Origin of the sequence: Peptoniphilus sp. DNF00840 (assembly GCF_001553125.1) — a bacterium.
GTDB classification, from domain to species: domain Bacteria; phylum Bacillota; class Clostridia; order Tissierellales; family Peptoniphilaceae; genus Peptoniphilus_A; species Peptoniphilus_A vaginalis.
Map to the genome: position 1 here is coordinate 95,391 of NZ_KQ960238.1, position 23,249 is coordinate 118,639.

A 23,249-nucleotide genomic window follows, 5' to 3' on the forward strand; every position below is an offset into this window, starting at 1 on the left:
GTTGAAAATTGCAATAATGGGCTTTGGCACTGTGGGAACAGGTGTCGAAGAAATCTTATACAAGAAGAGAGATGCCCTCTTAAAAAATAATTTTGATATAAAAATTGAAAAAGTATTAATAAGAAATAAAAATAAAAAAAGGTCTCCACTAGATGAGAGCCTTTCATTCACAGATGATTTTGACGAAATTTTAAATTCTGATGTGGATACAGTTATTGATGTGACATCAAGTCTTGAAGAAACTCATGAAAGAATTGTAAGACTTATGAAGGCTGGCAAAAATATTGTCACTGCCAACAAGGCTGTGGTTTCAAAATACTTTGAAGAATTAAATGAGCTTGCTAGAGAAAAAAATATTTTCTTCTCCTACGAGGCTGCAGTTGCTGGTGCCATTCCAGTAATCCATCCTCTTATGGAAGAGACCTTCTTCAGCGATATGAATAGGGTCCAAGGGATTTTAAATGGGACTTCCAACTACATCCTTTCAAAGATGGAAGTGGAAGGCTCCTCCTATGACGAGGTCCTAAGAGAAGCCCAAGAGCTTGGATATGCTGAAGCTGATCCTACTGCTGATGTTGGTGGCTTTGATGCCATGAGAAAGATTAGGATTTTATCTTCTCTCATCTACAATGCAAAAATAAATGAAGATGAAATTTTTACTTTTGGCATTCAAAATGTAAATAAATCTGATTTTGATTTTGCAAAGGAAAGGGGCTACTCCATTAGACTGCTTGCCAAGTCAGAGTTAGCTGAGGGCAAAATAAATATTTCTGTAATCCCTACATTTGTAAAAGATAATTTCTTTGCAAAAACTTTTGGTGGCACCAATGGCATTAAGGTCTGGGGAGAAAATTTCACAGCCTACGAGCTAAAGGGTCCTGGTGCAGGCAAGCTTGAAACTGCCGATGCAGTAATGCGGGACCTCTTGAGAGTTCTTGCGAAAAGAGAAATCAAAACTTTTTATGACGCAGGCAATACTTATGAAGTTAAAAATAATTTAAAGAATAAATTTTATGTAAGGACTTGTGAGCTTGCAGAAAAATTAAAAGATTTAATTGAAGAAGAAAAAGTCCTAGGCGACCAACACTTAATAGTAACAAAGGAAGTTTCCCTTGATGACCTGCGTGATGCCCTTGGAGACCTTTCAAAAGTTTTCTTGGCAGAGATTGAGGAGGACCTATGAAATTTTTATCAACAAGAAATTCAAATTTAAAAATTTCTGGCAGAGAAGCCATTGTTAAAGGAATCTCTGAAGACGGAGGCCTCTTTGTCCCAGAGTCCTTCCCTGCCTTTGACATAATGGATAACTTGGACCTATCTTACACAGACTTGGCCCACAAAATTCTTTCATTATATCTTACAGACTTTGACAAGGAGGACTTGTTAAAGATTATAGAAAGATCCTACGCTTCCTTTGAAGATGAAATTGCAAAAGTGTCCTACCAAAAGGATTTTTACCTAGAGCTTTACCATGGCAGGACTTCTGCCTTTAAGGACTTTGCCCTTTGCCTTCTTCCAAACCTCTTGTCTTACTCCAAAAAATCTCTTGGCATCAAGGACAAGACATTAATCTTAACTGCAACATCAGGGGACACTGGCAAGGCTGCCCTAGAAGGTTTTTACAACACAGAGGACATTGACATCTTGGTTTTATACCCAACAGAAGGTGTGAGCTCCATCCAAAAGGCTCAAATGGATACAACAGGTTCTTTAAATTCAAAAGTTATTTCCATTGATGGCAACTTTGACGATGCTCAATCTGCTGTGAAGAAAATATTTAACGATGCTTCGATAAAAGAAGAGCTTAAGAAAGAAAATATTTATCTTTCTTCTGCCAACTCCATTAACATTGGCAGGCTCCTTCCCCAAATTGTTTATTATTTTTATTCCTATGCAGACTTAGTTAAAAATAAAAAAATATCTGGTGGCGAAAAAATCTCCTACTGCGTCCCAACAGGTAACTTTGGAGATATCTTGGCTGGCTACTACGCCAAGGAAATGGGTCTACCAATTGACAAGCTTGTCATTGCATCAAACGACAACAATGTTTTGACAGACTTCTTCACAACTGGAAGATACGATGCCAACAGGGACCTCGTAAAGACAATTTCTCCATCTATGGACATCTTAGTTTCATCAAATCTTGAGAGATTAATCTTCCACAAGTCATCAGATGCTATAGTGAAAGAAAAGATGGATGATCTAAGGGACAAGGGAGTCTTTGAATTCGAGGGGGACTTTAAGGAGTTCTTGTGTGGCTATGCCAATGAAGAAGAAACAAAAAATGCAATAAAGAAGGCCTTTGAAGAAGAAAATTATTTAATGGACCCCCACACAGGAGTTGCAAAAAATATTGTAGACAAGCTTGGGCTTGAAAAGACTGTGATCTTATCAACTGCAAGTCCCTACAAGTTTTCTTCAACAGTCCTTGAAGCTTTGGGAGAAAATCTTTCAGATGACGAGTTCGAAAATATTAATATCCTTCACGAAAAAACTGGAGTAAAAATTCCATCTGAAATTAAAAAATTAAAAAATAAAAAAATTATTCACAGGACAAAAATTCAAAAAGATGAAATTGAAGAAGAAGTTTTAAAATTTGCAAAACGTGGCAAGAGAATTTCTGTGCCAGCAACTTCTGCCAACCTTGGACCTGGCTTTGACGTCCTTGGTCTTGCCCTTGACCTAGCCAACACTTGCGAGTTTAAAGTCACTGATGATAAAGATGAATTTGAAAATAATTTAAAAACAAATTTAATCTACAAGGCCTACAAGTATGCCTTCGACTTCTACGATGAAGAAGTCCTTCCAGTGGACTTTGACATTGACGCAAACATTCCTCTTTCACGTGGTCTTGGATCATCAGCTGCCTGCATTGTCATGGGTATTATGGCAGCCTTTCACATGATGAAGAGAGACTTTGACAAGAAGGAAATTTTAAAAATTGCAGCAAAGATGGAAGGTCATCCAGATAATGTGGCTCCAACAATTTTTGGCAATGCTGTGGCATCAATCTTAAAAGATGACCAAGTCTATGTAGAAAAATTAGAAATTTCAAATAATTTTAAATTCTTAGCAATCATTCCCGACTTCAAACTCCCTACAAAGGAAGCAAGAGATGTCTTGCCAAGGACTTACTCAAAGGAAGATGCTGTCTTTAACCTATCAAGGCTTTCTATGGTCATCTTGTCACTAATCTCTGGCGATGAAGAAAATTTAAAAGTTGCCCTTGAAGACAAAATTCACGAACCCTACAGGTTAAAACTAATTCCAGAAATTAATGAAATTGAAAAAATAATTGATGACAGCAAGGCCCTTGGTCACTACCTAAGTGGTGCTGGCTCAACAATAATGGTAGTCTTAAAGGCAAGCGACAAAACATCAGAAGACGAAATCAAAAATAAACTAGATAAACTCTCAAATTCTTATGAAGTCGTAAGACTTAATATAGATAAAAAAGGCGCCTTTATAATTTAAAAATTTGACTTAATTTAATTCATGTTTATATAACAAACCCCTAAATCTCAAAAATTTAGGGGTTTCTAAATAAATATATTTTTTTGTTTTTCTATTTTATCTAATGCTAAATGAATCTTTAATTACACATCTTCTTATTCTACAAAAACTCTTAGCACTTGTTATACCTTCACCAGTAGGACCGGCAATTGTAAAAGTAGTAGAGCCCTCTCCACCAACACCAATTCCAGAATATGAAGGTGCGTTCTTTACAAAAATTGTACATTCTAAAAGTTTTGCCATTTTTGATAATTTGTCAACATTTTTTGAGTGCATTATTGCAGTATGTCTATTTCCATGTTCTGCCTTATGTGCACACTCTATTGCCTCATCAACATTAGGAACAGGAACTATAGGTAGTATTGGCATCATCATTTCTTCAGTTACTAAGTGATCCTCTTTGTTTGCTTTAAAAATAATAAGCCTTATATCATCTGAAACTTCAATTCCAATTTTACTTAAAATGTATTTTGCATCTTTTCCTACGAATTCAGTCTTTGGTTTTCCATTTTCTTGACTAACAGTGTTATCAAGATTTCTTATATCATTTTCAGATGTCAATAAATATGCACCATTATTTTTCATATAATAGATCAAATTATCAATTTGAGATTCAACTACAAAAACTTCCTTTTCTGCTATACAAGGTACATTGTTATCAAAACTTGCTCCGTTAACGATGTCTTTTGCAGCTTTTTCAATATCTGCGGTTTCATCAACAACAACAGGTGGATTACCAGCTCCTGCTCCTATTGCTTTTTTGCCAGATGAAAGAACTGTCTTAACAATTCCAGGACCACCTGTTGCTACAAGAAGTCTGACCTTAGGATGGTTCATCATAATATTAGTAGCCTCAATAGATGGTTCTCTCACCATGGTTATTAAATTAGCAGGTGCTCCACCTGCAACTAGAGCTTGATTAAGCATTTGAATAAGAGTTATTGAAGTTTCTTTTGCACGAGGATGTGGTGAAAACACAACAGAATTACCACCAACTATCATTGAAATTGAATTTGATATTATAGTCTCTGTTGGATTAGTAGTTGGTGTAATAGATCCTATAACTCCAAAAGGACAATATTCTTCAATCATAAGACCATTTGACCCTGTTAATGCATTTGTCCTCAAATCTTCTTTCCCTGGAGTTTTTATTGCAGCTACTCTATTTTTTATTACCTTGTCACTGACTCTTCCAATTTTAGTTTCTTCAACAGCCATATTTGAAAGAAGTTGTAAATTCTCTTCTTTTAATACTGTCTCTCTTATAATATCTGCAAATCTATCTCTTTCGTCAATCGAAAGATCATAAAGTTGTTTTTGGGCCTTATCTGCTGCTTCGATTGCTTCATCCATATTGTCAAAAACTCCGTAATTTGTTTGACAACTTTCAAATGAATTATTTATACTTCCTTCTTTTTTTAATTCTTCAATTACTTGTTTTATGACTTCATCAATCATGTTGTTTTCCATATTTTCCTCCAATACAACTTTTTGAAATACCTAAGGGTGTTACCAATAAAGCTTCTTCGCTTCTATAAGTTTTTATCCCAGTTATTTTCTCAAATAAATCTTCTATTCCGTCAAAATTTGAAGCTCCTCCAACTAAATATAAGGCCTGTACATCTTTATTAACTAACACATTTTTTACTATAATCGCCATTTTTTCTAATACTGGCTTTACTATAGTTAATATTTCTCTGCTATTAGATTTTATTTTTAATTCTTCTGCATCATCTATGCCTATATTATAGTATCCAGCTATCGTTAAGTTCATGTGATGACCACCTGTTGGTTCATCCCATGTTCCTATAACATTCCCATCTCTCATCAAACTTATCCCAGTTGTTCCTCCACCTAAATCAACAATTGCGCCATTTTTTATTCTCAATGTTTTCGCAGCTGCTGTTGGCTCATCAATTATGTTTGTAACTATAAAACCAGCTGACTCAACAACGTTAGATATAGCTTTTACACTCCTAGGATCAATTCCTGGTGGTATAGCACAAGCTGCATATATAAGCTCTACATTTAGTAATTTTTCTAGCTCTTCTTTTAAATCCTTGACAATTTTTATTGCTTCTAAGTAGTCAACAACAATTCCATCCCTTACAACCTTGGCACGTCTAATTAAGCCTGCGATTGGGTTGTCATTCACATCTGTAACAACGAGTACAATATTTGCAGTTCCAAGATCCACTCCAACTTTTAATTCACCATCTTTAAAGTCAACAAATTTGTTTTCTTTTATTAAGTTTGAAAGTTTTAATAAGTCCTTATTCTTTATCAATTTCTCACCTAGTAAATTTTTTCAAAACAACATAGTCATTGTTTTTTATACCTACAGCATTTGCTTCATCAGTGTCTAAGTGCATTTCCAATTTGTACTTATCACTTACCCTAATGAGTACATTGCCCATTACTGCTTTTCTCTCGCCAAAAAATTGCACATCAACAAAATCACCATCTTTTACATCCATAAACTTTGCATCTTCAGGAGTCATATGAATATGTCTAAGAGCTATAATAGTTCCTTCTGGCATATTTATTCGTCCACAAGGTCCAATAACTTGAATACCAGGAGTTCCTTGTAGTTTCCCGGATTCTTTTATAGGTGCCTTCACACCAAGTTTGAAAGAATCTGTAAGAGATATTTCCACTTGTGATTTTTTTCTTATAGGTCCTAAAATTCTTACATTGTTAAATTCACCTTTCGGACCTCGTATTGTTACGCATTCTTCGGCTGCAAACTGACCTGGCTGTTTTAATGTTGATTTAACAGTAAGCTCATAATCCTTTCCAAACAAGCTTTCTAAATCTTCTTTAGATAGATGTATGTGCCTATTTGATACACCTACAACAATCTTGTGATTATCTATATCATTTAATCTTTGTAAAACTTCTTTTGAAATTTTTGCTATAAGTTCATTATTATTCAACATATTACTTCCTTTTTTAGAAAATTAAATTTATTATAAACATACTAACTGCAATTACTATTGCAGGTGGATCAATATATGTATCACAATGAGAATTAAAAATTCTGCCTGCAATTACCCATAGTATTGCATTGATGAATCCTGTGATAGCAGCTAAAAATATATTTTGCGTCAAAATAAATACAGTTGCTGCAGGATATGTTACGTGATGCGTAATTGGAATAGAATAACCCATTTGTAGGAAAATAAGTGATAGGGCTGAAATTCCAAAAGCAAAAACAGGATAAATTGCCATAGCATCTTTACTAACTCCAGCTTCAATAAGCTTTTGACCAATTATGGCGATTCCTAGTGATAACAGGAACCCATTTACTGAATTTTGTATTATTTCAACTTTAGGAAAAATCTCTCTTTTTTCTCCATCTTTTAATGTACCTATAATTGATGTCTTTCCAAGGATAATTCTATTTAAAAATAAAACTATACATACACAAAAAGCAGGATAATCTGTTACAAATACAGATTGTTTTGTTATCAATGTAAAGGCTACTATACCTACTAATCCATAAATTCCACCAACCAAAATTGTGGTTATATCATTAATACCAAAAAGAGATGCTAAAACATTTTGTGCATTATCTAGCTTTTTAGCTTTATTTGCTGCATATGCTGCTGCGGCAGCTCCCGCAGCAAAGGATACATGTGGACCAAAGAATGGACCAAATGCCACATTACCAACAATATAATCTGTAACTCCTGAAAGGGTTAAAATAGATCCTATTAAAGCAAACACTCCTGTCAAGATAAAAGCTGGTATCGAACCAAAAGCTGCTCCGAAAGCTCCTCCTGCAAAACCTGCAATTATTGTTAAAATATCCATAGTACACCTACCTAATTAAGTTTTTTAGTTCATCTTTTTTATCTGTTTTCTCCCAAGTAAATTCATCTTCATCTCTTCCAAAATGACCATAAGCCGCTGTTTTTTTATAAACAGGCCTTTGTAACTTCAAGTTCTTTATTATGCCATCGATACTCAAATCAAAAACCTTCTCAGTTACCTTATAAATTTTTTCTAGATCATATTTTTCTGTTCCAAATGTATCTATATATACACTTTCTGGATTTTCTTTGCCAATAACATAGGCCAATTGTATTTCACACTTATCACATAATCCAGCTGCTACTAAATTCTTCGCAACGTATCTTGCCATATAAGATGCTGATCTATCAGCTTTAGATGAATCTTTTCCAGAATATGCTCCACCACCGTGTCTTCCAATTCCTCCATATGTATCAACAATTATTTTTCGTCCTGTTAATCCTACATCAGCCTTTGGTCCACCAATTGTAAATTTCCCAGTTGCATTTATATGGATTAAAGTATCGCCTTTTATCAAAGACTTATCTATAACCTTCATTACTACTTCCTTGATAAGCTCGTATCTTAAAAGTGCAATATCTTTGCTTGCCTTATGATGTGCAGCAAGAACTATTGACTTAACATAACTAGGTCTTCCATCTTCATATACCAAGCTAACTTGAGATTTTCCATCAGGGTACAAACCTTGAACTATTCCCTTTTTCCTAACTTCAGAAAGTCTTTTTGTAAGAGCATGAGAAAGTTCAACTGCTAAAGGTAGATAGGATTTACTTTCGTTTGTTGCATAACCAAAAACAAGTCCTTGATCTCCTGCACAAATTTTTTCTTGATTTACCCCCATTGCTATATCCTTTGACTGCTCATCTATATTTGTAAGAATAATAGCTTTATCTACATCAAAACCTGATTCATTAGTTGAATATCCAATTTCTTTAATTGCATCTAAAGCAACCTTCTCCACATCTATCTTTACTTTTGATGTTACCTCTCCAGCTATAACAAGAAGATTGTTTGAAATCATATTTTCAATAGCAACTCTTGAATTGCTATCTTTTTTTAAATATTCATCTAAAATTGAATCTGATATTATGTCACATACCTTATCAGGATGACCTTCTGTAACTGATTCTGATGTAATAATAAATTTATTCATTATATCACCTAGCTTTTCTAAACTGCTCAACTGTCATTTTCTCGTATTTTTTAAATACTTTGCTAAAATAACCATATTCGTTATATCCTAAATTAAATGCTATATCCAAAACACTGCTATTCTCTAACAATATGTATTCTTTTGCTAAATTTATTTTCTTTAAATGAATATAATTTACAACAGTTAGATTATATTCATTTTTAAAAAGCCTACTTAAATAACCTTGGGATATATTACATTCCTTCACAACATCATTAAGAGAAATGTTTTTGTTTAAATTATTTTCAATATACTTAAAGACGTCTTTTAATATTGGATAATTTGCAATACTTTTTTTCTTAAAATAATAATTAATAATTCTAAACATCCATATATTACAGAGTCTTTTATCTTTTACCGTTAAATCACTAATTGGGAAATCCTTGTATAGTAGATCTTTATCTTCTGCAAAACTGTTAAAATTAATTATTTTATTTCCTAAGTTTTTTAATTTGTCTTTTATCTCATCCTTGACTTTTACATCACTACTATTAAAATCAAATTCATTTATTATCTCAATTAAATACTCATTAACTTCAATAAAGTCATTCATATTAACTGTTTGTTCCATGTTAAATAGAAAATCTTTTTCATAACTCTTTTGATTTATAGCGTCATATTTTTCTAGCTTATCATTAACTTTTTCATATGTTAGAGGCTTTAATATTATTTGGTTTAAATTTATATTTTCATTTCCTTCAAAAACTACATCATGAGGAAATGCTACTAGCAATACTTTTGTTTTATTATTTGCTTTTTCGATTTTATTTATAAAATCTACCCTTGTAATGTTAGGCATTATGAAATCAGAAAAAACTAAATTAATATTGTTATTTCTAACATAATCTATTGCTTTATTATAAGAATTTGTTTCTCCAAATATATTGAATTTCTCATTCTTTTCTATTATTTTTTTTAATGCATCTCTCATTAAGGTTTGATTACTTACTAATAGAACACTATACATATAATCACCCTAATTTTTTATAGGATATTTTATAGAGATAACTGTCTTTTCATTATCTTCAAAAATATTTATCTCTTGTTTTCCATTTGATATTTTCTTGAAATCATCTTCCAAATTCTTTATATATTCAAACATATTTTTTACTTCTCCGCTTATGTTATGTATATCTTTTAACCTTTCAAATGCTTCTTTTGAAATTCCAACTCCATTATCATTAATTAAAATAATTATATTGTCTTCCTCTCTTTTTACATTTATTTCAATATGGTACTCATCCTCTTTGAAATTAAGTCCTAGATAACACATAACTAGAGCATAAGGAATTAATATTTTAAAAGGCATGCTGCATTCCTTAACATCATCATCGATATTAATTTCATATTTGAATCTATCTTTATATTGGATTTTTTTCATTTTGAAATAATTAATCAAAGTTTTATAAACAAAATTTATAGAATCAGAATCAATTTCAATTGAGTTAATGAAATAATTCCTCAAATACTCGCTATATTGGCTGGTATTTTTTGCCTCTTCTATTAAAGCAAGATTTGAAAGTGATTCCATCATATCGTTTAAAAAAAGTTTGTTTAAATTATTATTAATTTTTAAGATTTTGTTCTTAAGCTCTAAGTTTTTACCTTCAAGCTTTTCTACCTTTTCTTCTAAGTCCTTTATTCTCTTTTTATTTTTACTTTCATGATAACTTGAAATTAATTCTTTCTTTATTATCTCTGAAATTATTAGCTCAACTAATCTTACAATTGACTCAAATTCTGTAAATGTATACTTTTTTGAATTTATATCTATATCATTTAGATGTAAACTTTCCAGATCTATTTCATCAAGTAAAAGTTGTTCTTGCATCCTTAAGACTTTTTCAGGAGCATCCTCACATATTACTTGACCGCCTATGAAGGCACCTAAATATTTATCATTGATAACAATTGGGATTGCAACCTCTAATAAATTAAAAGGGCAAAAATATATTGATGTTTTTTTAGACACAGCTGATCTTATAGCTCCAGATGCATCAGATAATTCACATATTTTTTTGCACATTACATTTTCTCTAATATATCTGCACCTTTTAGAGAAATTTGTCATCTCTGTTAGAGGCTCTCCCTTATAATCAATTGTGACAAAAGCAAGTCCTGTTACATCAGAAATAACTCTTTGAATTTCTTCTAAATATTCTTTTCCAAAAATAGAATATATGTCAATTTTGCTTCTTCCGTCTGTATATTTTTCATTGATTTTTATATTAGGTATATGTTTATATTTTTTATTAATGTTCATAAATCCCTCCAAGACGATTTAATCTCATAATAATCTTATAAAAGCTAATATATCTTTTCAATAATTTCTTTTATTTCATCAATACTTATACTATTTACAGAAGTTTTCATACAATTGTCTTTTAAAGCATTCTCAGCAATTTGATTCTTCGTTTCTAATAGTTTTTCTCTTGACACATTACATTCGCTTAAGCTTTTTGGCATATCCATAATTGCTTGTAAGACTTCAATAAATTTATTTAAATTATTTACTGCTTCTGTATCATCTTTAGCTGTAGTAACTCCAATCTTTCTTGCATAATTAGCATACCTTTTTTTCATTGATTCAACTTTCGAATTAAATCCTATAACACTTGTTAAGAGAATACCATTGCAAAGACCATGAGGTATTTGCAATTTAGCTCCTATTTGATGTGCTATTGCATGATTTATTCCAAGCCCTGCCATTTCAAATGCCATACCTGCCATCATGGATGCCAAATGCATCTCTTCTTTGGATTCAATATCGTTCATATTTCTATAACTTCTATAGAGATATTTAACAACCAATTCTCCAGCTTTTTCTGCTAAAGCATCGGAATATGAGCTTCTATTTTTACCAACATAGGCCTCAATTGCATGAGTTAAAACATCTATTCCTGTATTTGCAATTATTTTCTTTGGAAGTTCTTTAACAAGACAAGTGTCTAAGATAGCCAAGTCCGGTAACATATCATAAGACTGTAGCAAGTGTTTTACTTGTGTATCATTGTCCTTTATTACTGATACACTTGTAACTTCAGATCCAGTTCCACTTGTTGTTGGTATTGCTATAAAATAAACATCTTTATTTGTAACTTCCTTAGCAAAATATATTACACCTTTTGCAGAATCAATTGAGGATCCTCCGCCAAATCCTATTATTATATCTATATCTTCTTTTATATATAGAGATAAAGCCTGCCCTATTATTTCAAGGCTTGGATCAGGCAAAACTTTGTCATATATAACAACTTTATTTGATGCGTTTATGCTTCTTAAAACTTTATTCATAAGAACACTTTTTGCAATAAAAGAATCTGTTATTATTAAAATTCTCTTTTCTTCTATCTCTTTTAATTTACTGAGAGCTTTTCCTTGAAATACTATTTCTGTTTTATTTATTAAATCTTTCATACTTCATCACCTAATAGAAAAGGCATCAACTAAAGCACATCTTCTCTTTCTTGCAAAATTTCTTGCACTTGTTGAACCTTCACCTGTTTTATTTGCTATAGTAAAACTTACTGGATTGTTATCTGAAAAACCTATACCTTCTAAGGAGCATCCATTTTTTACGAATATTGATGTTTGCATTTGCTTAGCGGCAATATTAAGCCTTTCTATGATATTAGAATAAATTCCCGCTGTATGATGTAGCCCTTGCTCAAGATTTAATGATGTTTCTAATGCATCGTCAAAATCCTTTGCTTTGACTATTGCAATAACCGGCATCAATAACTCTTCTGTTGCAAAAGGATGAATCTTTGGAACATCCACAGCTATTATTTTGTAAACGCCATTAGATTCTATTCCAGCAAATTTTAATATTTCTTTTACATCTTTTCCGCCCAAAAATTTATTTGGCTTCAAATCTTCTGTTAAAAGAACCTTGGAAAGTTTCAACATATCTTCAACTGTATCTACGTAAAAAACTCCCTCTTTTTCAAGAGCTTTTTTGAATTTGTCGTAAACTGATTCAACAATTACTATATTCTTTTCTGTAACACATAAAATGTTATTGTCAAAACTAGCACCCTTTACAATGCAACTTGCTGCTTTATCTAAGTCTGCTGTTTCATCTACAATAAAGGTAGGATTAGCTGCCCCTGCTGATATTACTTTTTTGTCACATTTATTTGCAACCCTTGCTATATCGCTTCCCCCAGTTACAACCAATAAATTTACGTCAGGATGATGCATTATTTCTGATATATTTTTTATGCTAACTTCGGATAGAGTAGTAACCAGATTATCAATCCCTGATGTTCTAAGTATTGTAGTCGCTATTATGTCAGTAAGGTATTTTGTTACTTCTATTGCCCTTGGATGGGGGCATAGAATAACGGCATTGCCAGAAGCCAATAAACCTATTACATTATTTATTACCGTAGCTACAGGATTTGTGCTTGGCATAATAGCACAAGCAATTCCAAAAGCCGAATATTCGTAAAGAGTCATAACTTTATCTTTCGTTAAAACTTCTGAAACTAAATCTTCAGTTCCTGGAGTTCTATCAATACTCAACTTTATTTTCTCAATTTTGGATACAACATTACCCATGCAAGTTTCTTCATAACTTTTTTGTGCAAGTTCATCTACATGATTTAAAAGCTCTTTTCTAAGTTCTTGTATAATTTCCTCTCTATCTGAGATCCCAAGCTTTCTATATAATTGAAAAGATGATTTTACAGCATCTATTGCATCGCATACTGTATCAAATACTGCTCTTTTATTCATAATTTACCTCACACAATTAAATCATCAATAATTCCTATTATTGCCAAATCTATCACCGATGATTTCCTATCATCTTCTACACGAACTGATGACCCAGAACCTACTAGTACAAGCTCACCAATACCAGCTCCTACATAATCAGCCGCAACTGATTCGTTTCTAACTTTTTCGCCCTTGGCATTAATAGGCTGTATTATCATAAGCTTATATCCTACTAGGGTGTCATTTTTTCTTGTTGCAACAACATTCCCAACTACTTTTGCGATAAACATAATATCACTACTCACTTGTCTTAAGGTTCTTTGAATCTTTTTGAGCTTTCTTGCTTTGAGTTTTTTTGATTTCCTTGCTTTCAACTTTTACAGTTTCAGCTATTTTAACTTCTTTTTCACTCAAATTGTTTTTAGTTTCAGATTCCTTTTCAACCTTTTCTTCTTTTTTTTCATTTTCTACTTTATTTTTATCTTCAACTTCTTTTACTTTTTCTTTACTTAAAGTTTTTACCTCATCTTTTGTGTTAACTTCAAGCTTATCCTCTTTGTCTAAATGAAAAAAACCGTCAAGACTATTAGCTGGTCTTGGTATAACTTTTGATGAAACAAATTTGTTAAATGAAACTGCCAAACTTTTTCCGGAATCGATGGCAGCTTTTACTGCTCCTACATCTCCAGATACTTTCACAGTAACAAAGCCCATCCCTTTAGTAATTTCGACATCTTCCATTTTTATATTTGAAGCTTTAAGCATTGTATCCGCTACTATAATAGCGTTTGTTAGACCTACTACTTCTATAAGTCCCAGTGCCCTATTCATAATTTCTCACTTCCTCTATATCAACTATATTTATTCCATAACTTAAAATTTCCTCATAATAACTTAATAGTTTCTTTATATATTTTTCAGGTTCTTTCCCTGTAACAGTTTTTACTGTTTCCTTCCATAAATATATATTTTTGCCATTTTCAAAAAGTTTCATTGCAAGTGCAGATTCAAGCTCATCTTCATTGAACATTGTTATATTAACAATATTTTTCATTTTTATATCAAGGAAGAAAGTATCGTTTTTTGAAATTAAATCAAGTTTATTTTCATCAAAATCTATAACTTCTTTCCAACAACATGAATTCTTTATTGTAAGCTTATGACTTTCGTCCAATTCTCGGCTTATAACTGCATTTGCATTTAAATTTAGTTTTTTCAAACTATCAAGGGCAATATAATATTTGTTGTTCCATGGCTTTGAGAATATAAAATTAATGTTTCTATTTTCAGAAATTTGTTTCGCTATAAGCTTTATAATTTCTTCAAGCTCTTTTTTACTAATATTCATTTAATCACCCTACTTATATAAGTAATAGAAAAGTTAAAATACCAAAAGATATTTTAACTTTTCTCAATTCTATTATGCTTAAATATTATTTATCAAAGTGAGGAATAATTTTTTCAGTATCTGAATGTGGTCTTGGGATTACGTGAACTGATACTACTTCGCCAATAGCTCTTGCTGATGCAGCACCTGCATCTGTAGCAGCTTTAACTGCTCCTACATCTCCTCTTACCATTACAGTTACTAAACCAGAACCAATTTTTTCATATCCTACTAGATTTACATTTGCAGCCTTTACCATAGCATCTGCTGCTTCAATTGCACCTACTAAACCTTTTGTTTCAACCATTCCTAAAGCGTCTGAATTCATAATTTACCTCCTGATTATTTTCTATTAAATATATGGACTTGTTGTTGATTTAGGATCTTCTCCTAAAGCCCCTAGCAATTTTTTACCAACTTCTATAGCTGCCTTTACAGCTTGACGAACTGCTCCTGAATCTCCTGTGAAAGTTAATATAACTTCGTTAGAAAAACTTGTTCCTTGTCCTGGAGAAGCATAGCCTACTACTTCGATGTTTGCGGCTTTAACAGCAACATCAGCAAGAACTGTACCTATTCCAGCTGGAGCTCCAATTACCATACCAAAGCTCTTTCCATTAGGTGTTCCAAAAGCTTTTTCTAAACAATAACTAGCCCTAGCAGTGTATTGGAATTCCAAGTGTCCTGCGTCATTAGAATATACATCACCAAAATATTTTGGAAGTACATCCAAAGCTATTTCTACAGCACGTCTTGCATCAGATACATCATCTGCTCCTATATATATTAAGCATCCGTGTCCTGCTCCACCCTTTGTATCTCTTGGGAGTTCAACAGTAATTACTTCTGTATTAGTTGCTTTTACTGCATCATCAACAGCCATAATTTGTGGGCCTGCCCCAGTCCTTGAACCAATAATACCTATTGATTTGTATTTTCCAAGATTTAGCTTGTCTACTAACATTGGATCAACACTAGCTATAACTAAACCGATTGTATCTCCTATTGCTGTTCCAACGAATTCAGTAACGTCTACTTTTTTGCATCCCTTTGAAGGACAGCATTCAGTATCTTTTTGGTCTATTCCCAATTCATTAGATACTTGTCCCATTATTTTTTCTAATAAATCTTTATCCATCGTTTCCTCCTTAGCCTCCTACTTTACAAATTAATCCACTAGATTCCACTATTTCTTTTAATTTGTTTATATAATCTTCATCTAGTTTTTTTACATTAGATAGTTCATAATCTCTACCTAATAAATTATATTTTCCTTCACCAAAGTTATGATAAGGCAATATGTGTAACTCTTTTACATTTGGCAATGTTTTTACAAAAGCAACTATATCCCCGAATTCCTTTTCATCTGCATTAACACCAGGGATAGTTGGTACCCTTATTATTGTATTGGCAATTTCCTGTAAAATTCTTGCATTCTTTTTTATAAGCTCATTACTTACACCAGTTACTTTTTTGTGCAGTTCATCATTGTTTGCTTTTATATCAAGTAAAACTAAATCTATATGCGGAACAACATCTCTTATTACTTCTTCAGAAGCATACCCTTCTGTTTCTATTGCAGTATGCCATCCTCTTGATCGGCAAGCTTTAAAAATTTCTTTAGCAAATTCAGGTTGCATTAAAGTCTCTCCGCCAGAAAGTGTTATTCCTCCATTTGATCTGTAGTAAAAAGAATCATCTTTTTTTAGTTCAGTAATAACTTCTTCTACATTCATTACTTTACCCTTAACCTCTAATGCACTAGAAGGACATACATTTGCACATTCTTCACACATCACACATTTATCTCTATCGATAAAGTTTGGGTTTTTAGGATCTAATGCCTTTTGTTTACATGCCTTAATACACATGCCACAATGTATGCAAAGAATCTCTCTAAACATTAGCTCTTTTCCTTTTCTTTGTGATTCAGGATTTGAGCACCAAATACATCTCAAAGGGCATCCTTTTAAGAATACTATGGTTCTAATCCCAGGACCATCGTTTATTGAATATCTTTGAATATCAAATACGACACCCTCTTCGTTATAATTTATAGAATCCATAGTCACCTCCAACTTACATAGTATGTTCTGTTCTATTTATAATATCGTCTTGTACCTCTTTGGCTAATGTTACAAAGTGAGCTGAATATCCTGCTACACGAACTAATAAATCTTTATGATCTTGAGGATTCTTTTGTGCTTCAATTAAGGTATTTCTATCTACTACATTGAATTGAACATGGGCCCCTTTGTGATCGAAATAACTTCTAACAATAGATACAAAGTTCTTTAATCCTTTTTCTCCTGAAACAGCTTGTGGTGAAAATTTTTGGTTATAAAGAGTACCGTTAGATGCTTGGCCGTGTGGAAGCTTAGCTACAGAGTTTGCAGCAGCAGTAGGACCATTTGTATCCTTACCTTGTCTTGGTGAAACACCATCAGCAAGTGGTGCATGTGCAAGTCTACCATCAGGAAGTGCTCCTACATCTTTACCAAATAATACATTGGCAGATACTGGATAAATTCCTGCTTGGAATGCTCCTCCTCTTGGATTTGTATATTTATCAACTTCATCACAATAAATTTTTGCAGCTCTGATTGCAAATTCGTCACAAAGTTCATTATCATTACCAAAGCTATCAGTGTTATCAAGTATTTTTTGAATTGTTCTGAACTTTCCTGTTGTTTCTTGTGAACCACATCCACAATCACTAGATACTACATATTCTTCGTTTAATTTGTTTTCAAGATCGTCTACATTGATTGATCCTGTTGAAGCTAAGATTTTCTTAACAGCTTCATAAATTTCACTTTCATTCATTTCTCCAACCTTTGCAGAAACAGTTTGAGTATTGCATCCACATCCAGGCATTAATGAGTCTGTAAATCCAAAGTTCTTTTCTAATGCTTCTCTTAAATCAGTAAGAGAAATTTTCTTTTCTTCAAATACATTTTTGTAAATAGCGTATAATGAGTCTCCAGAATCTGCTACACCAAATGCTTGAGGTCCTGTAAAGTTATAAATAGCTCCACCTGATTGAGCAGATTTACCTCTCTTAATACAATCATCAACCATAGCTGACATAAATGGAAGATTTCCTCTTTCCATATGTGCATAATCAACGCAGTTATCAGCTTCAGCTAAGTATTTTACGAAGTATTCCATTTGTTTTTGATATGCAACAAATATGTCATCAATGGACTTCATATCAGTAAGTTCGCCAGTCTTAGGTCCAAGTTGTTTTCCATTACATCTACCGTTGTTTAATGTTATTTCAAGAACTTTTGCTATGTTAAAGAAAGCGGCATCGTGCCATCCTTCAGTTCTGTGACCTGCTTGAGGTTCAACACAACCTATAATTGAGTAGTCTCTTGCATCTTCTATCTTAACTCCTCTTGATACTAAGTTAAGTACAATGACTTCATCGTTATAGAAAGCAGGAACACCATATCCTAGTCTTGAAACTTCGCAAGCTCTTAATAAGAATTCATAAGGAGAATTTTGGTGAACTCTTACTGAGAATGAAGGTGCTGGTAAAGCAACATGAGCAACAGCTTCCATACACATATAAGATACGTCATTTGTAGCATCAAAGCCTTCAGAATTTTGTCCACCTACACATAGGTTTTGGAATACTGCATAACCAGCGAAGGCTTGTGCTGAAATTTCATCACGAGTTTTATTTATATCATTTAACTTAACCCAAATACAGTCAACTAGTTCTTGAGCAAATTCTTTTGTAATAGTTGTATCTGCCTTATATGAAGGATACATATATTGATCAAATCTTCCTGGTGAAATTGAGTGACCATTTGATTCAATTTGAACCATTATTTGAACAAACCAAAAAGCTTGACAAGCTTCCCAGAAATCTCTTGCACCATATTCAGGAACTCTCTTACAGTTTTCTGCAATTCTTAAAAGTTCTTGTTTTCTTTGAGGATTAGTTTCAACATTTGCTAATTCTTCAGCCTTTTTAGCATATCTGTGTGCAAAATTTATTGCAGCGTTATAAGAAATAATAACTGCCTTATAAAATTGCATCTTTTTAATTGCTTCAGGTTCTGATTCGTCCATTTCATTCATTGCTTTGACTGTTTCTTCAAGGACTCCTCTGAAACCTTTTTTAATTATTTTTTCATAATCTACATTAACGTGTCCTACACCACCATAGAAATAATTTCCTACAGTAAAGATTCCATTTGCAATACAATCCTTTGCTTCAGTACTCATTAAAGAATCTGCAAATTCAGATGTAGTTTTTCCCTTCCAATATTTAAATACTTCATGTAGTTCCTTTTTTGTTTCTTCTGGAATCACAAAAGGATCTGCAAGTCTTGTTGCCATAGTGTCGAACTCAGCTTCTACCCATTCGTAAGAAAATTCAGGGCAAAGTCCTGTTGATCTTGGTGCCTTTGTAATGGAACCAACAATTAATTCATCATCTCTAATTGTTACTGGAAGTTCATTAAAAAGTTTTTCAACTGCTTTTGCTCTTCTTAATATGTTTGTAAGACCTTCTGTTTCTTTGTAAGACTCTGTAATTAATCTTGCTCTGTCAGACTCAACTTGTGGCACTGCATCGATAATAACTTGTCTTAGTCTTTTCACTCTCTCTGTAGGTTGTGAAAACCCTTTTTCTAACATAAAATACCTCCTAAATTTTATTTTGCTTATGTAAACCATCAAGCTTATGGAAATTATATCTTTTATCTGAGTTAGATTTAAAATATTATGCAAACCTTTGTAATGTAAAATTAAAACTTTTAATATGTATTCTTTTAATATTCGTTGACTGATGTTTTATCAATTTTTTATGAAAAAGCGACAATACAAACTTCTTGTTGTATAATCAAAACATTTTCCTAGCCATATATTGAATTTGATGTTCTCTTTAAATAAAATTATTTTTATATAAGATGATAAGGAAGTGATTTTATGGATTCTTCTTATTTACTTGCCGAATTTCGAAGTATAGCCCTTGGTTATAAAGAAGTAAATTGTATAATTTTAAATTATCCTGTGGAACTTTTTTTAGTAAAAAATATTTGCCCTGGAAGTATTCTTTTTATATTTAAGGGAAATGACCACGATATCCTAGGAATAAAAAAATATTTAAAAGAAAAAAACATATCTGCCCTACCTATTCTAAATATACATGAAGATGTTATGAGCAGAATTAATTCTCCTGACAAATCAATAAAAATATCTTCTTTAATGATTTGTGAGTTTAAAAATAGTATTTCTTCCATTAAGGCTTCTGACTTATGTTTAAAAGCATCTGGTGTTTCTATTATTAAAATTCATTTCCAAGTCGGACTTTTTGGAAAAGGTGTTCTCATTTTAAGTGGTTTGTTATCAAGTCTTGAGAATTCAAAAGAAACTATTTTAAATAATTTTTCAGATAAAGACATTATTGCTTTAGAAATCATCGAAAATCCTGTAGAGGAGTTAATAAAATGTATTTAGATAAAATAGAAAATATTCAAAAAAAATACCACTCTCTATTAAGAGACGGCAAAGAAGTTGAAATGCTCCCTCTAATTGAAGAAGGTATTGAAATTGCTTTTTCCAATAAAGATTTTGTAAAGTTAGTTGAATTGCTTAATGATTATGGTGGCGCACTTAGAAATACAGGAGATTATTCTAAGAGTATTCAAAGCCTATTAACTGCAAAAACCCTCATTGAAACTCATTTCAACAAAAACTCTGAAGCCTACGCAAATACTCTTATGAATTTAGCAAATGCTTATAGAATGAATTCTAATAGAGAAGAGGCCTTGAATTTATTTAATAAAGCTGATGAAATTTTCAAAAATTTAAACCTTTATAATTATTCATACGCATCAAACGCAAACAACTTGGCTCTTCTTTTCTTAGAAGATGGAAACCTTCAAAGGGCCTATGATCTTTTAAAATCGGCTGAAAAGATTTTGTCTGAAATTCCACACCATAGCATACAACTTGCAACTACATATAATAATTTATTTGATGTTTGCACTCTTATGAAAAAAGATAGCGAAGCCAAAGATTATATTTTTAAAGCAAAAGAATTCCTTGAAAGTAAAATTTCTCCAGCTAATCCACTTTATGCTAGTGTACTTAATAATCTTGCAAAATATTATTTTAATATAGGAGAAATTGAAAAAAGTACATCACTTTATAATATTTCAAAAAAAATTATTGAAAATACTTATGGCAAAGAAAGTGAGGCTTATAAGAATATAGTTAGCAACTTGAATTTCATTAAAGAAAATTTAAAACCAGAGTCAAAAGATTATATTACTGAAAATAATTTGAAAAAAGGTATAGAAATATCGGAGGACTTTTATTTCAACCAAGTAAAACCCTTCATATTAAAGAATTATCCAGATTTTGTTAGATACTCTGCCTTTGGTCTAGTTGGTGAAGGTTCTGAATGTTACGGTTTTGATGATGAAATTTCTAAAGATCACGATTTTATAAAGAGATGTTCTTGGTTTTTACCTAGAGATATAATTTCTCAACTCCCTATCACTGAAATAAACTTAGGTGATGGGCTTGTAAAGATTATTGCAGTAGAAGATTTTTACAAGTATTATACTCTTTATGAAAAAGGTCCTTTAACTTTGAAAGAATTTAGAAAAGTCCCTCAAGATCTTTTATCAGTAGCTACAAATGGAAAGATATTCGAAGATAATTATGGCAAGTTTTCTTATATTAGGCAAAGACTTCTAGCATATTATCCAAAAGATTTAGTTTTAAAGAAACTAGCTTACCTTTGTAATAAAATTGCCCAATCAGGTCAGTATAACTATCAAAGATGCTTAAAAAGAAATAATTTAATGGGAACTCAGATTGCACTCAGCGAATTTCTGCAATATTATTGTGAATTTATTCACCTAATAAATAAAAAGTATATGCCTTTCTATAAGTGGCAATATAGATCTCTAAAATCATTACATTTGCTTGGCGAATATACTTGTTCAAAGATGGATGATCTATTGTCTTATAGTGACATTAGCGAATCACTGCAAAAAATTGACATTATTGAAGAAATGTGCGAGAAATTAGTGGGATACCTAAATAAAGCTAACCTTTCGAATTTAAATGCAAATTTTTTAAAATATCATTCTTCTGAAATAGTTAAAAAAATAAATGATGAAGAATTAAAAAATGAAGATACATGGATAAAGTAGGTTAAATATGAAATTCGATTCAACATCAAAAAAAAGAGATGAAACTCTAAAAAAAATTGTAATAAGTGAATGGAAGTTTTTTACTAATGTAAATAATTTAGGTAAAAGAGCTTTTTGTCAAGATGATTCCTTTACCTTTATATACTCTCGTCTTTGTTACTGGAGTATCTATAATGATATAATACTAACTTCTTATTTAAATGACTTAATCAGTGCTAAAAAGGACAATAGAAATTTGATTACAGAAAAATATGCTTATATGATGCAATATACTAATCCTAAATATTTTAGCAAAATAAAAAATAATCTCCCTTATATCTCAAAGGACAAAGATATCCTCGTTAATTCAATAATGGCTATTTATCTCGCTTGGGAAGAAGATATTAGAAAAAACAACCCAGAAATCTTGGATAATAAGAGAGATTTATATAATTCAACAAACAGTACAGCTAATACTAGCATAGAATACTATTTCAAAGGTGAACTTTATAGTTATTCAGAAACAACTTTGAAACTTATATCCAAATATTATATAAGCGCATATCAAAAAGGAATAAATTTAGTTGAGAAAAATTTAAAATTTCTTAAAGATAAATAGTCTGATAAGTTTTACAATGATATTCCTTACTTTTAAAACTACTTTAATACCAAGTGAATTAACGAATCTTTACTACAAAAATCACTTATATAAATATTCCTATAAATTCACAGTCTTAGTAAGTTTTTAAAAATTTTCCCTTTAATGATTATAAATAATATTAAAAACAAGGCCGGTTTGTCGACCTTGTTCTTTATTTATATGACAATTTCTGATAGAATATTTTTAAATATATTTTAACAATGTGAAAGGAGCACTTATGAACAACTTTAAGGTTAAAGACCTTGTCATCACTTCACTATTTATTGCACTTGTATATGTATTCACTTGGATTGTAAAAATCCAACTTCCCTTCTCACCCAATGGTGGCTTGATCCACTTGGGCAATGTCCCCTTCTTCTTGGCAGCCATATTTTTTGACAAGAGAGTTGGCATGACAGCAGGAGCTCTTGGCATGGGACTCTTCGACCTCACAAGTGGATGGATCCTTTGGTCACCAATGACTGTAATCTCAGCACTTATTATGGGCTACATACTTAACAATATGAACTACAAGAAGTACACTCTTAAAAGTTTAATCTTGTCCTTCATTCTTGTTGCCCTTGTAAAAGTTGTGGTCTATTACATAGGAGAAATTTTTATCTTGTCTTCAATTCTTGCACCTCTTGCATCAATACCAGGCAACCTAATTCAAATTGGCGTTTCATCCGTCATAGTCCTTGTGATTTTAAAACCCATGGAAAAAGTTTTTAATAGCATAAAATAAAAAAGATAGCTAGATTAATTTACCTAGCTATCTTTTTTATTGATGAATTGCAAATAATATTGCGACACCTA

22 protein-coding genes are annotated in these 23,249 nt (G+C 31.8%); 6 read left to right on the forward strand and 16 right to left on the reverse strand.

What is annotated here, in order from left to right:
- Position 1: 1 nt before the first annotated feature.
- The gene (locus HMPREF1864_RS06885) at positions 2-1,183 is read left to right on the forward strand and encodes a homoserine dehydrogenase (RefSeq protein ID WP_062572075.1); all 1,182 of its coding nucleotides are present in this window, start codon (positions 2-4) and stop codon (positions 1,181-1,183) included.
- The gene (gene thrB, locus HMPREF1864_RS06890) at positions 1,180-3,474 is read left to right on the forward strand and encodes a homoserine kinase (RefSeq protein WP_062572076.1); all 2,295 of its coding nucleotides are present in this window, start codon (positions 1,180-1,182) and stop codon (positions 3,472-3,474) included. The genes HMPREF1864_RS06885 and thrB overlap by 4 nt, the downstream gene beginning before the upstream one ends.
- 96 nt (positions 3,475-3,570) lie before the next feature.
- Here thrB and HMPREF1864_RS06895 read toward each other — a convergent pair whose 3' ends face one another.
- From HMPREF1864_RS06895 to HMPREF1864_RS06970, 16 genes are all read right to left on the reverse strand, one after another.
- Entirely contained in the window at positions 3,571-4,983 is a 1,413-nt protein-coding gene (locus HMPREF1864_RS06895; RefSeq protein WP_062572077.1) for an aldehyde dehydrogenase family protein, read from the reverse strand.
- Positions 4,964-5,800 (reverse strand): ethanolamine utilization protein EutJ, encoded by an 837-nt coding sequence (gene eutJ, locus HMPREF1864_RS06900; protein WP_062572078.1) that lies wholly within the window; start codon positions 5,798-5,800, stop codon positions 4,964-4,966. The genes HMPREF1864_RS06895 and eutJ overlap by 20 nt, the downstream gene beginning before the upstream one ends.
- 4 nt (positions 5,801-5,804) lie before the next feature.
- Complete coding sequence (gene pduL / locus HMPREF1864_RS06905) at positions 5,805-6,452, reverse strand: phosphate propanoyltransferase (RefSeq protein ID WP_005957709.1); 648 nt, start codon at positions 6,450-6,452, stop codon at positions 5,805-5,807.
- Positions 6,453-6,465: 13 nt separating this feature from the next.
- On the reverse strand, positions 6,466-7,329 hold the full coding sequence (locus HMPREF1864_RS06910; protein WP_062572079.1) for a DUF7973 family transport facilitator: 864 nt from the start codon (positions 7,327-7,329) through the stop codon (positions 6,466-6,468).
- Between the two features lie 7 nt (positions 7,330-7,336).
- Entirely contained in the window at positions 7,337-8,482 is a 1,146-nt protein-coding gene (gene metK, locus HMPREF1864_RS06915; protein WP_062572080.1) for a methionine adenosyltransferase, read from the reverse strand.
- A gap of 4 nt (positions 8,483-8,486) precedes the next feature.
- Positions 8,487-9,488 (reverse strand): AraC family transcriptional regulator, encoded by a 1,002-nt coding sequence (locus HMPREF1864_RS06920; RefSeq protein ID WP_062572081.1) that lies wholly within the window; start codon positions 9,486-9,488, stop codon positions 8,487-8,489.
- 9 nt (positions 9,489-9,497) lie between these two features.
- Complete coding sequence (locus tag HMPREF1864_RS06925; protein ID WP_062572082.1) at positions 9,498-10,784, reverse strand: PocR ligand-binding domain-containing protein; 1,287 nt, start codon at positions 10,782-10,784, stop codon at positions 9,498-9,500.
- A gap of 44 nt (positions 10,785-10,828) precedes the next feature.
- Positions 10,829-11,938 (reverse strand): iron-containing alcohol dehydrogenase, encoded by a 1,110-nt coding sequence (locus tag HMPREF1864_RS06930; protein WP_062572083.1) that lies wholly within the window; start codon positions 11,936-11,938, stop codon positions 10,829-10,831.
- A gap of 6 nt (positions 11,939-11,944) precedes the next feature.
- Positions 11,945-13,261 carry an aldehyde dehydrogenase gene (locus HMPREF1864_RS06935; protein WP_062572084.1) on the reverse strand — a complete coding sequence of 439 codons (1,317 nt, stop codon included), beginning with the start codon at positions 13,259-13,261 and terminating at the stop codon, positions 11,945-11,947.
- An 8-nt stretch (positions 13,262-13,269) separates the two neighbouring features.
- Positions 13,270-13,533 (reverse strand): EutN/CcmL family microcompartment protein, encoded by a 264-nt coding sequence (locus tag HMPREF1864_RS06940; protein ID WP_005957819.1) that lies wholly within the window; start codon positions 13,531-13,533, stop codon positions 13,270-13,272.
- 7 nt (positions 13,534-13,540) lie between these two features.
- On the reverse strand, positions 13,541-14,074 hold the full coding sequence (locus tag HMPREF1864_RS06945) for a BMC domain-containing protein (RefSeq protein WP_062572085.1): 534 nt from the start codon (positions 14,072-14,074) through the stop codon (positions 13,541-13,543).
- The gene (locus HMPREF1864_RS06950; protein ID WP_062572086.1) at positions 14,067-14,591 is read right to left on the reverse strand and encodes a hypothetical protein; all 525 of its coding nucleotides are present in this window, start codon (positions 14,589-14,591) and stop codon (positions 14,067-14,069) included. Before HMPREF1864_RS06950 ends, HMPREF1864_RS06945 begins: the two co-directional genes overlap by 8 nt.
- 85 nt (positions 14,592-14,676) lie before the next feature.
- Positions 14,677-14,958, reverse strand: coding sequence for a propanediol utilization microcompartment protein PduA (pduA, locus tag HMPREF1864_RS06955; RefSeq protein ID WP_005957821.1), 282 nt, complete (start codon positions 14,956-14,958; stop codon positions 14,677-14,679).
- Positions 14,959-14,982: 24 nt separating this feature from the next.
- A complete protein-coding gene (gene pduB, locus HMPREF1864_RS06960; protein WP_062572087.1) occupies positions 14,983-15,768 on the reverse strand; it encodes a propanediol utilization microcompartment protein PduB in 786 nt (261 codons plus the stop codon).
- A 10-nt stretch (positions 15,769-15,778) separates the two neighbouring features.
- Positions 15,779-16,696 carry a glycyl-radical enzyme activating protein gene (locus HMPREF1864_RS06965; RefSeq protein WP_062572088.1) on the reverse strand — a complete coding sequence of 306 codons (918 nt, stop codon included), beginning with the start codon at positions 16,694-16,696 and terminating at the stop codon, positions 15,779-15,781.
- A gap of 13 nt (positions 16,697-16,709) precedes the next feature.
- Positions 16,710-19,283, reverse strand: a complete 2,574-nt coding sequence (locus tag HMPREF1864_RS06970; RefSeq protein ID WP_062572089.1) for a glycyl radical protein — start codon at positions 19,281-19,283, stop codon at positions 16,710-16,712.
- Positions 19,284-19,574: 291 nt separating this feature from the next.
- Here HMPREF1864_RS06970 and HMPREF1864_RS06975 point away from each other — a divergent pair, with 291 nt between their 5' ends.
- The 4 genes from HMPREF1864_RS06975 to HMPREF1864_RS06990 all read left to right on the forward strand — a co-directional run bounded on the left by HMPREF1864_RS06975 (position 19,575) and on the right by HMPREF1864_RS06990 (position 23,178).
- Positions 19,575-20,105, forward strand: coding sequence for a hypothetical protein (locus HMPREF1864_RS06975; RefSeq protein WP_062572090.1), 531 nt, complete (start codon positions 19,575-19,577; stop codon positions 20,103-20,105).
- A complete protein-coding gene (locus tag HMPREF1864_RS06980) occupies positions 20,096-21,814 on the forward strand; it encodes a DUF4037 domain-containing protein (protein ID WP_062572091.1) in 1,719 nt (572 codons plus the stop codon). Before HMPREF1864_RS06975 ends, HMPREF1864_RS06980 begins: the two co-directional genes overlap by 10 nt.
- Positions 21,815-21,821: 7 nt before the next feature.
- A complete protein-coding gene (locus tag HMPREF1864_RS06985; protein ID WP_062572092.1) occupies positions 21,822-22,412 on the forward strand; it encodes a DUF4125 family protein in 591 nt (196 codons plus the stop codon).
- A gap of 259 nt (positions 22,413-22,671) precedes the next feature.
- Positions 22,672-23,178, forward strand: coding sequence for an ECF transporter S component (locus HMPREF1864_RS06990; protein WP_062572093.1), 507 nt, complete (start codon positions 22,672-22,674; stop codon positions 23,176-23,178).
- Positions 23,179-23,249: the final 71 nt, after the last annotated feature.

Coding starts and splice junctions, on each gene's coding strand:
- pduB (WP_062572087.1), bottom strand. CDS start 15,768: ATGGATAAAGATTTATTAGAAAAAATAATGGGACAAGTATCTAATGAA.
- HMPREF1864_RS06895 (WP_062572077.1), bottom strand. CDS start 4,983: ATGGAAAACAACATGATTGATGAAGTCATAAAACAAGTAATTGAAGAA.
- HMPREF1864_RS06920 (WP_062572081.1), bottom strand. CDS start 9,488: ATGTATAGTGTTCTATTAGTAAGTAATCAAACCTTAATGAGAGATGCA.
- pduA (WP_005957821.1), bottom strand. CDS start 14,958: ATGAATTCAGACGCTTTAGGAATGGTTGAAACAAAAGGTTTAGTAGGT.
- HMPREF1864_RS06930 (WP_062572083.1), bottom strand. CDS start 11,938: ATGAAAGATTTAATAAATAAAACAGAAATAGTATTTCAAGGAAAAGCT.
- HMPREF1864_RS06945 (WP_062572085.1), bottom strand. CDS start 14,074: ATGAATAGGGCACTGGGACTTATAGAAGTAGTAGGTCTAACAAACGCT.
- HMPREF1864_RS06940 (WP_005957819.1), bottom strand. CDS start 13,533: ATGTTTATCGCAAAAGTAGTTGGGAATGTTGTTGCAACAAGAAAAAAT.
- HMPREF1864_RS06970 (WP_062572089.1), bottom strand. CDS start 19,283: ATGTTAGAAAAAGGGTTTTCACAACCTACAGAGAGAGTGAAAAGACTA.
- HMPREF1864_RS06950 (WP_062572086.1), bottom strand. CDS start 14,591: ATGAATATTAGTAAAAAAGAGCTTGAAGAAATTATAAAGCTTATAGCG.
- HMPREF1864_RS06965 (WP_062572088.1), bottom strand. CDS start 16,696: ATGGATTCTATAAATTATAACGAAGAGGGTGTCGTATTTGATATTCAA.
- HMPREF1864_RS06925 (WP_062572082.1), bottom strand. CDS start 10,784: ATGAACATTAATAAAAAATATAAACATATACCTAATATAAAAATCAAT.
- HMPREF1864_RS06975 (WP_062572090.1), top strand. CDS start 19,575: ATGGATTCTTCTTATTTACTTGCCGAATTTCGAAGTATAGCCCTTGGT.
- thrB (WP_062572076.1), top strand. CDS start 1,180: ATGAAATTTTTATCAACAAGAAATTCAAATTTAAAAATTTCTGGCAGA.
- HMPREF1864_RS06910 (WP_062572079.1), bottom strand. CDS start 7,329: ATGGATATTTTAACAATAATTGCAGGTTTTGCAGGAGGAGCTTTCGGA.
- HMPREF1864_RS06935 (WP_062572084.1), bottom strand. CDS start 13,261: ATGAATAAAAGAGCAGTATTTGATACAGTATGCGATGCAATAGATGCT.
- metK (WP_062572080.1), bottom strand. CDS start 8,482: ATGAATAAATTTATTATTACATCAGAATCAGTTACAGAAGGTCATCCT.
- pduL (WP_005957709.1), bottom strand. CDS start 6,452: ATGTTGAATAATAATGAACTTATAGCAAAAATTTCAAAAGAAGTTTTA.
- HMPREF1864_RS06990 (WP_062572093.1), top strand. CDS start 22,672: ATGAACAACTTTAAGGTTAAAGACCTTGTCATCACTTCACTATTTATT.
- HMPREF1864_RS06980 (WP_062572091.1), top strand. CDS start 20,096: ATGTATTTAGATAAAATAGAAAATATTCAAAAAAAATACCACTCTCTA.
- HMPREF1864_RS06985 (WP_062572092.1), top strand. CDS start 21,822: ATGAAATTCGATTCAACATCAAAAAAAAGAGATGAAACTCTAAAAAAA.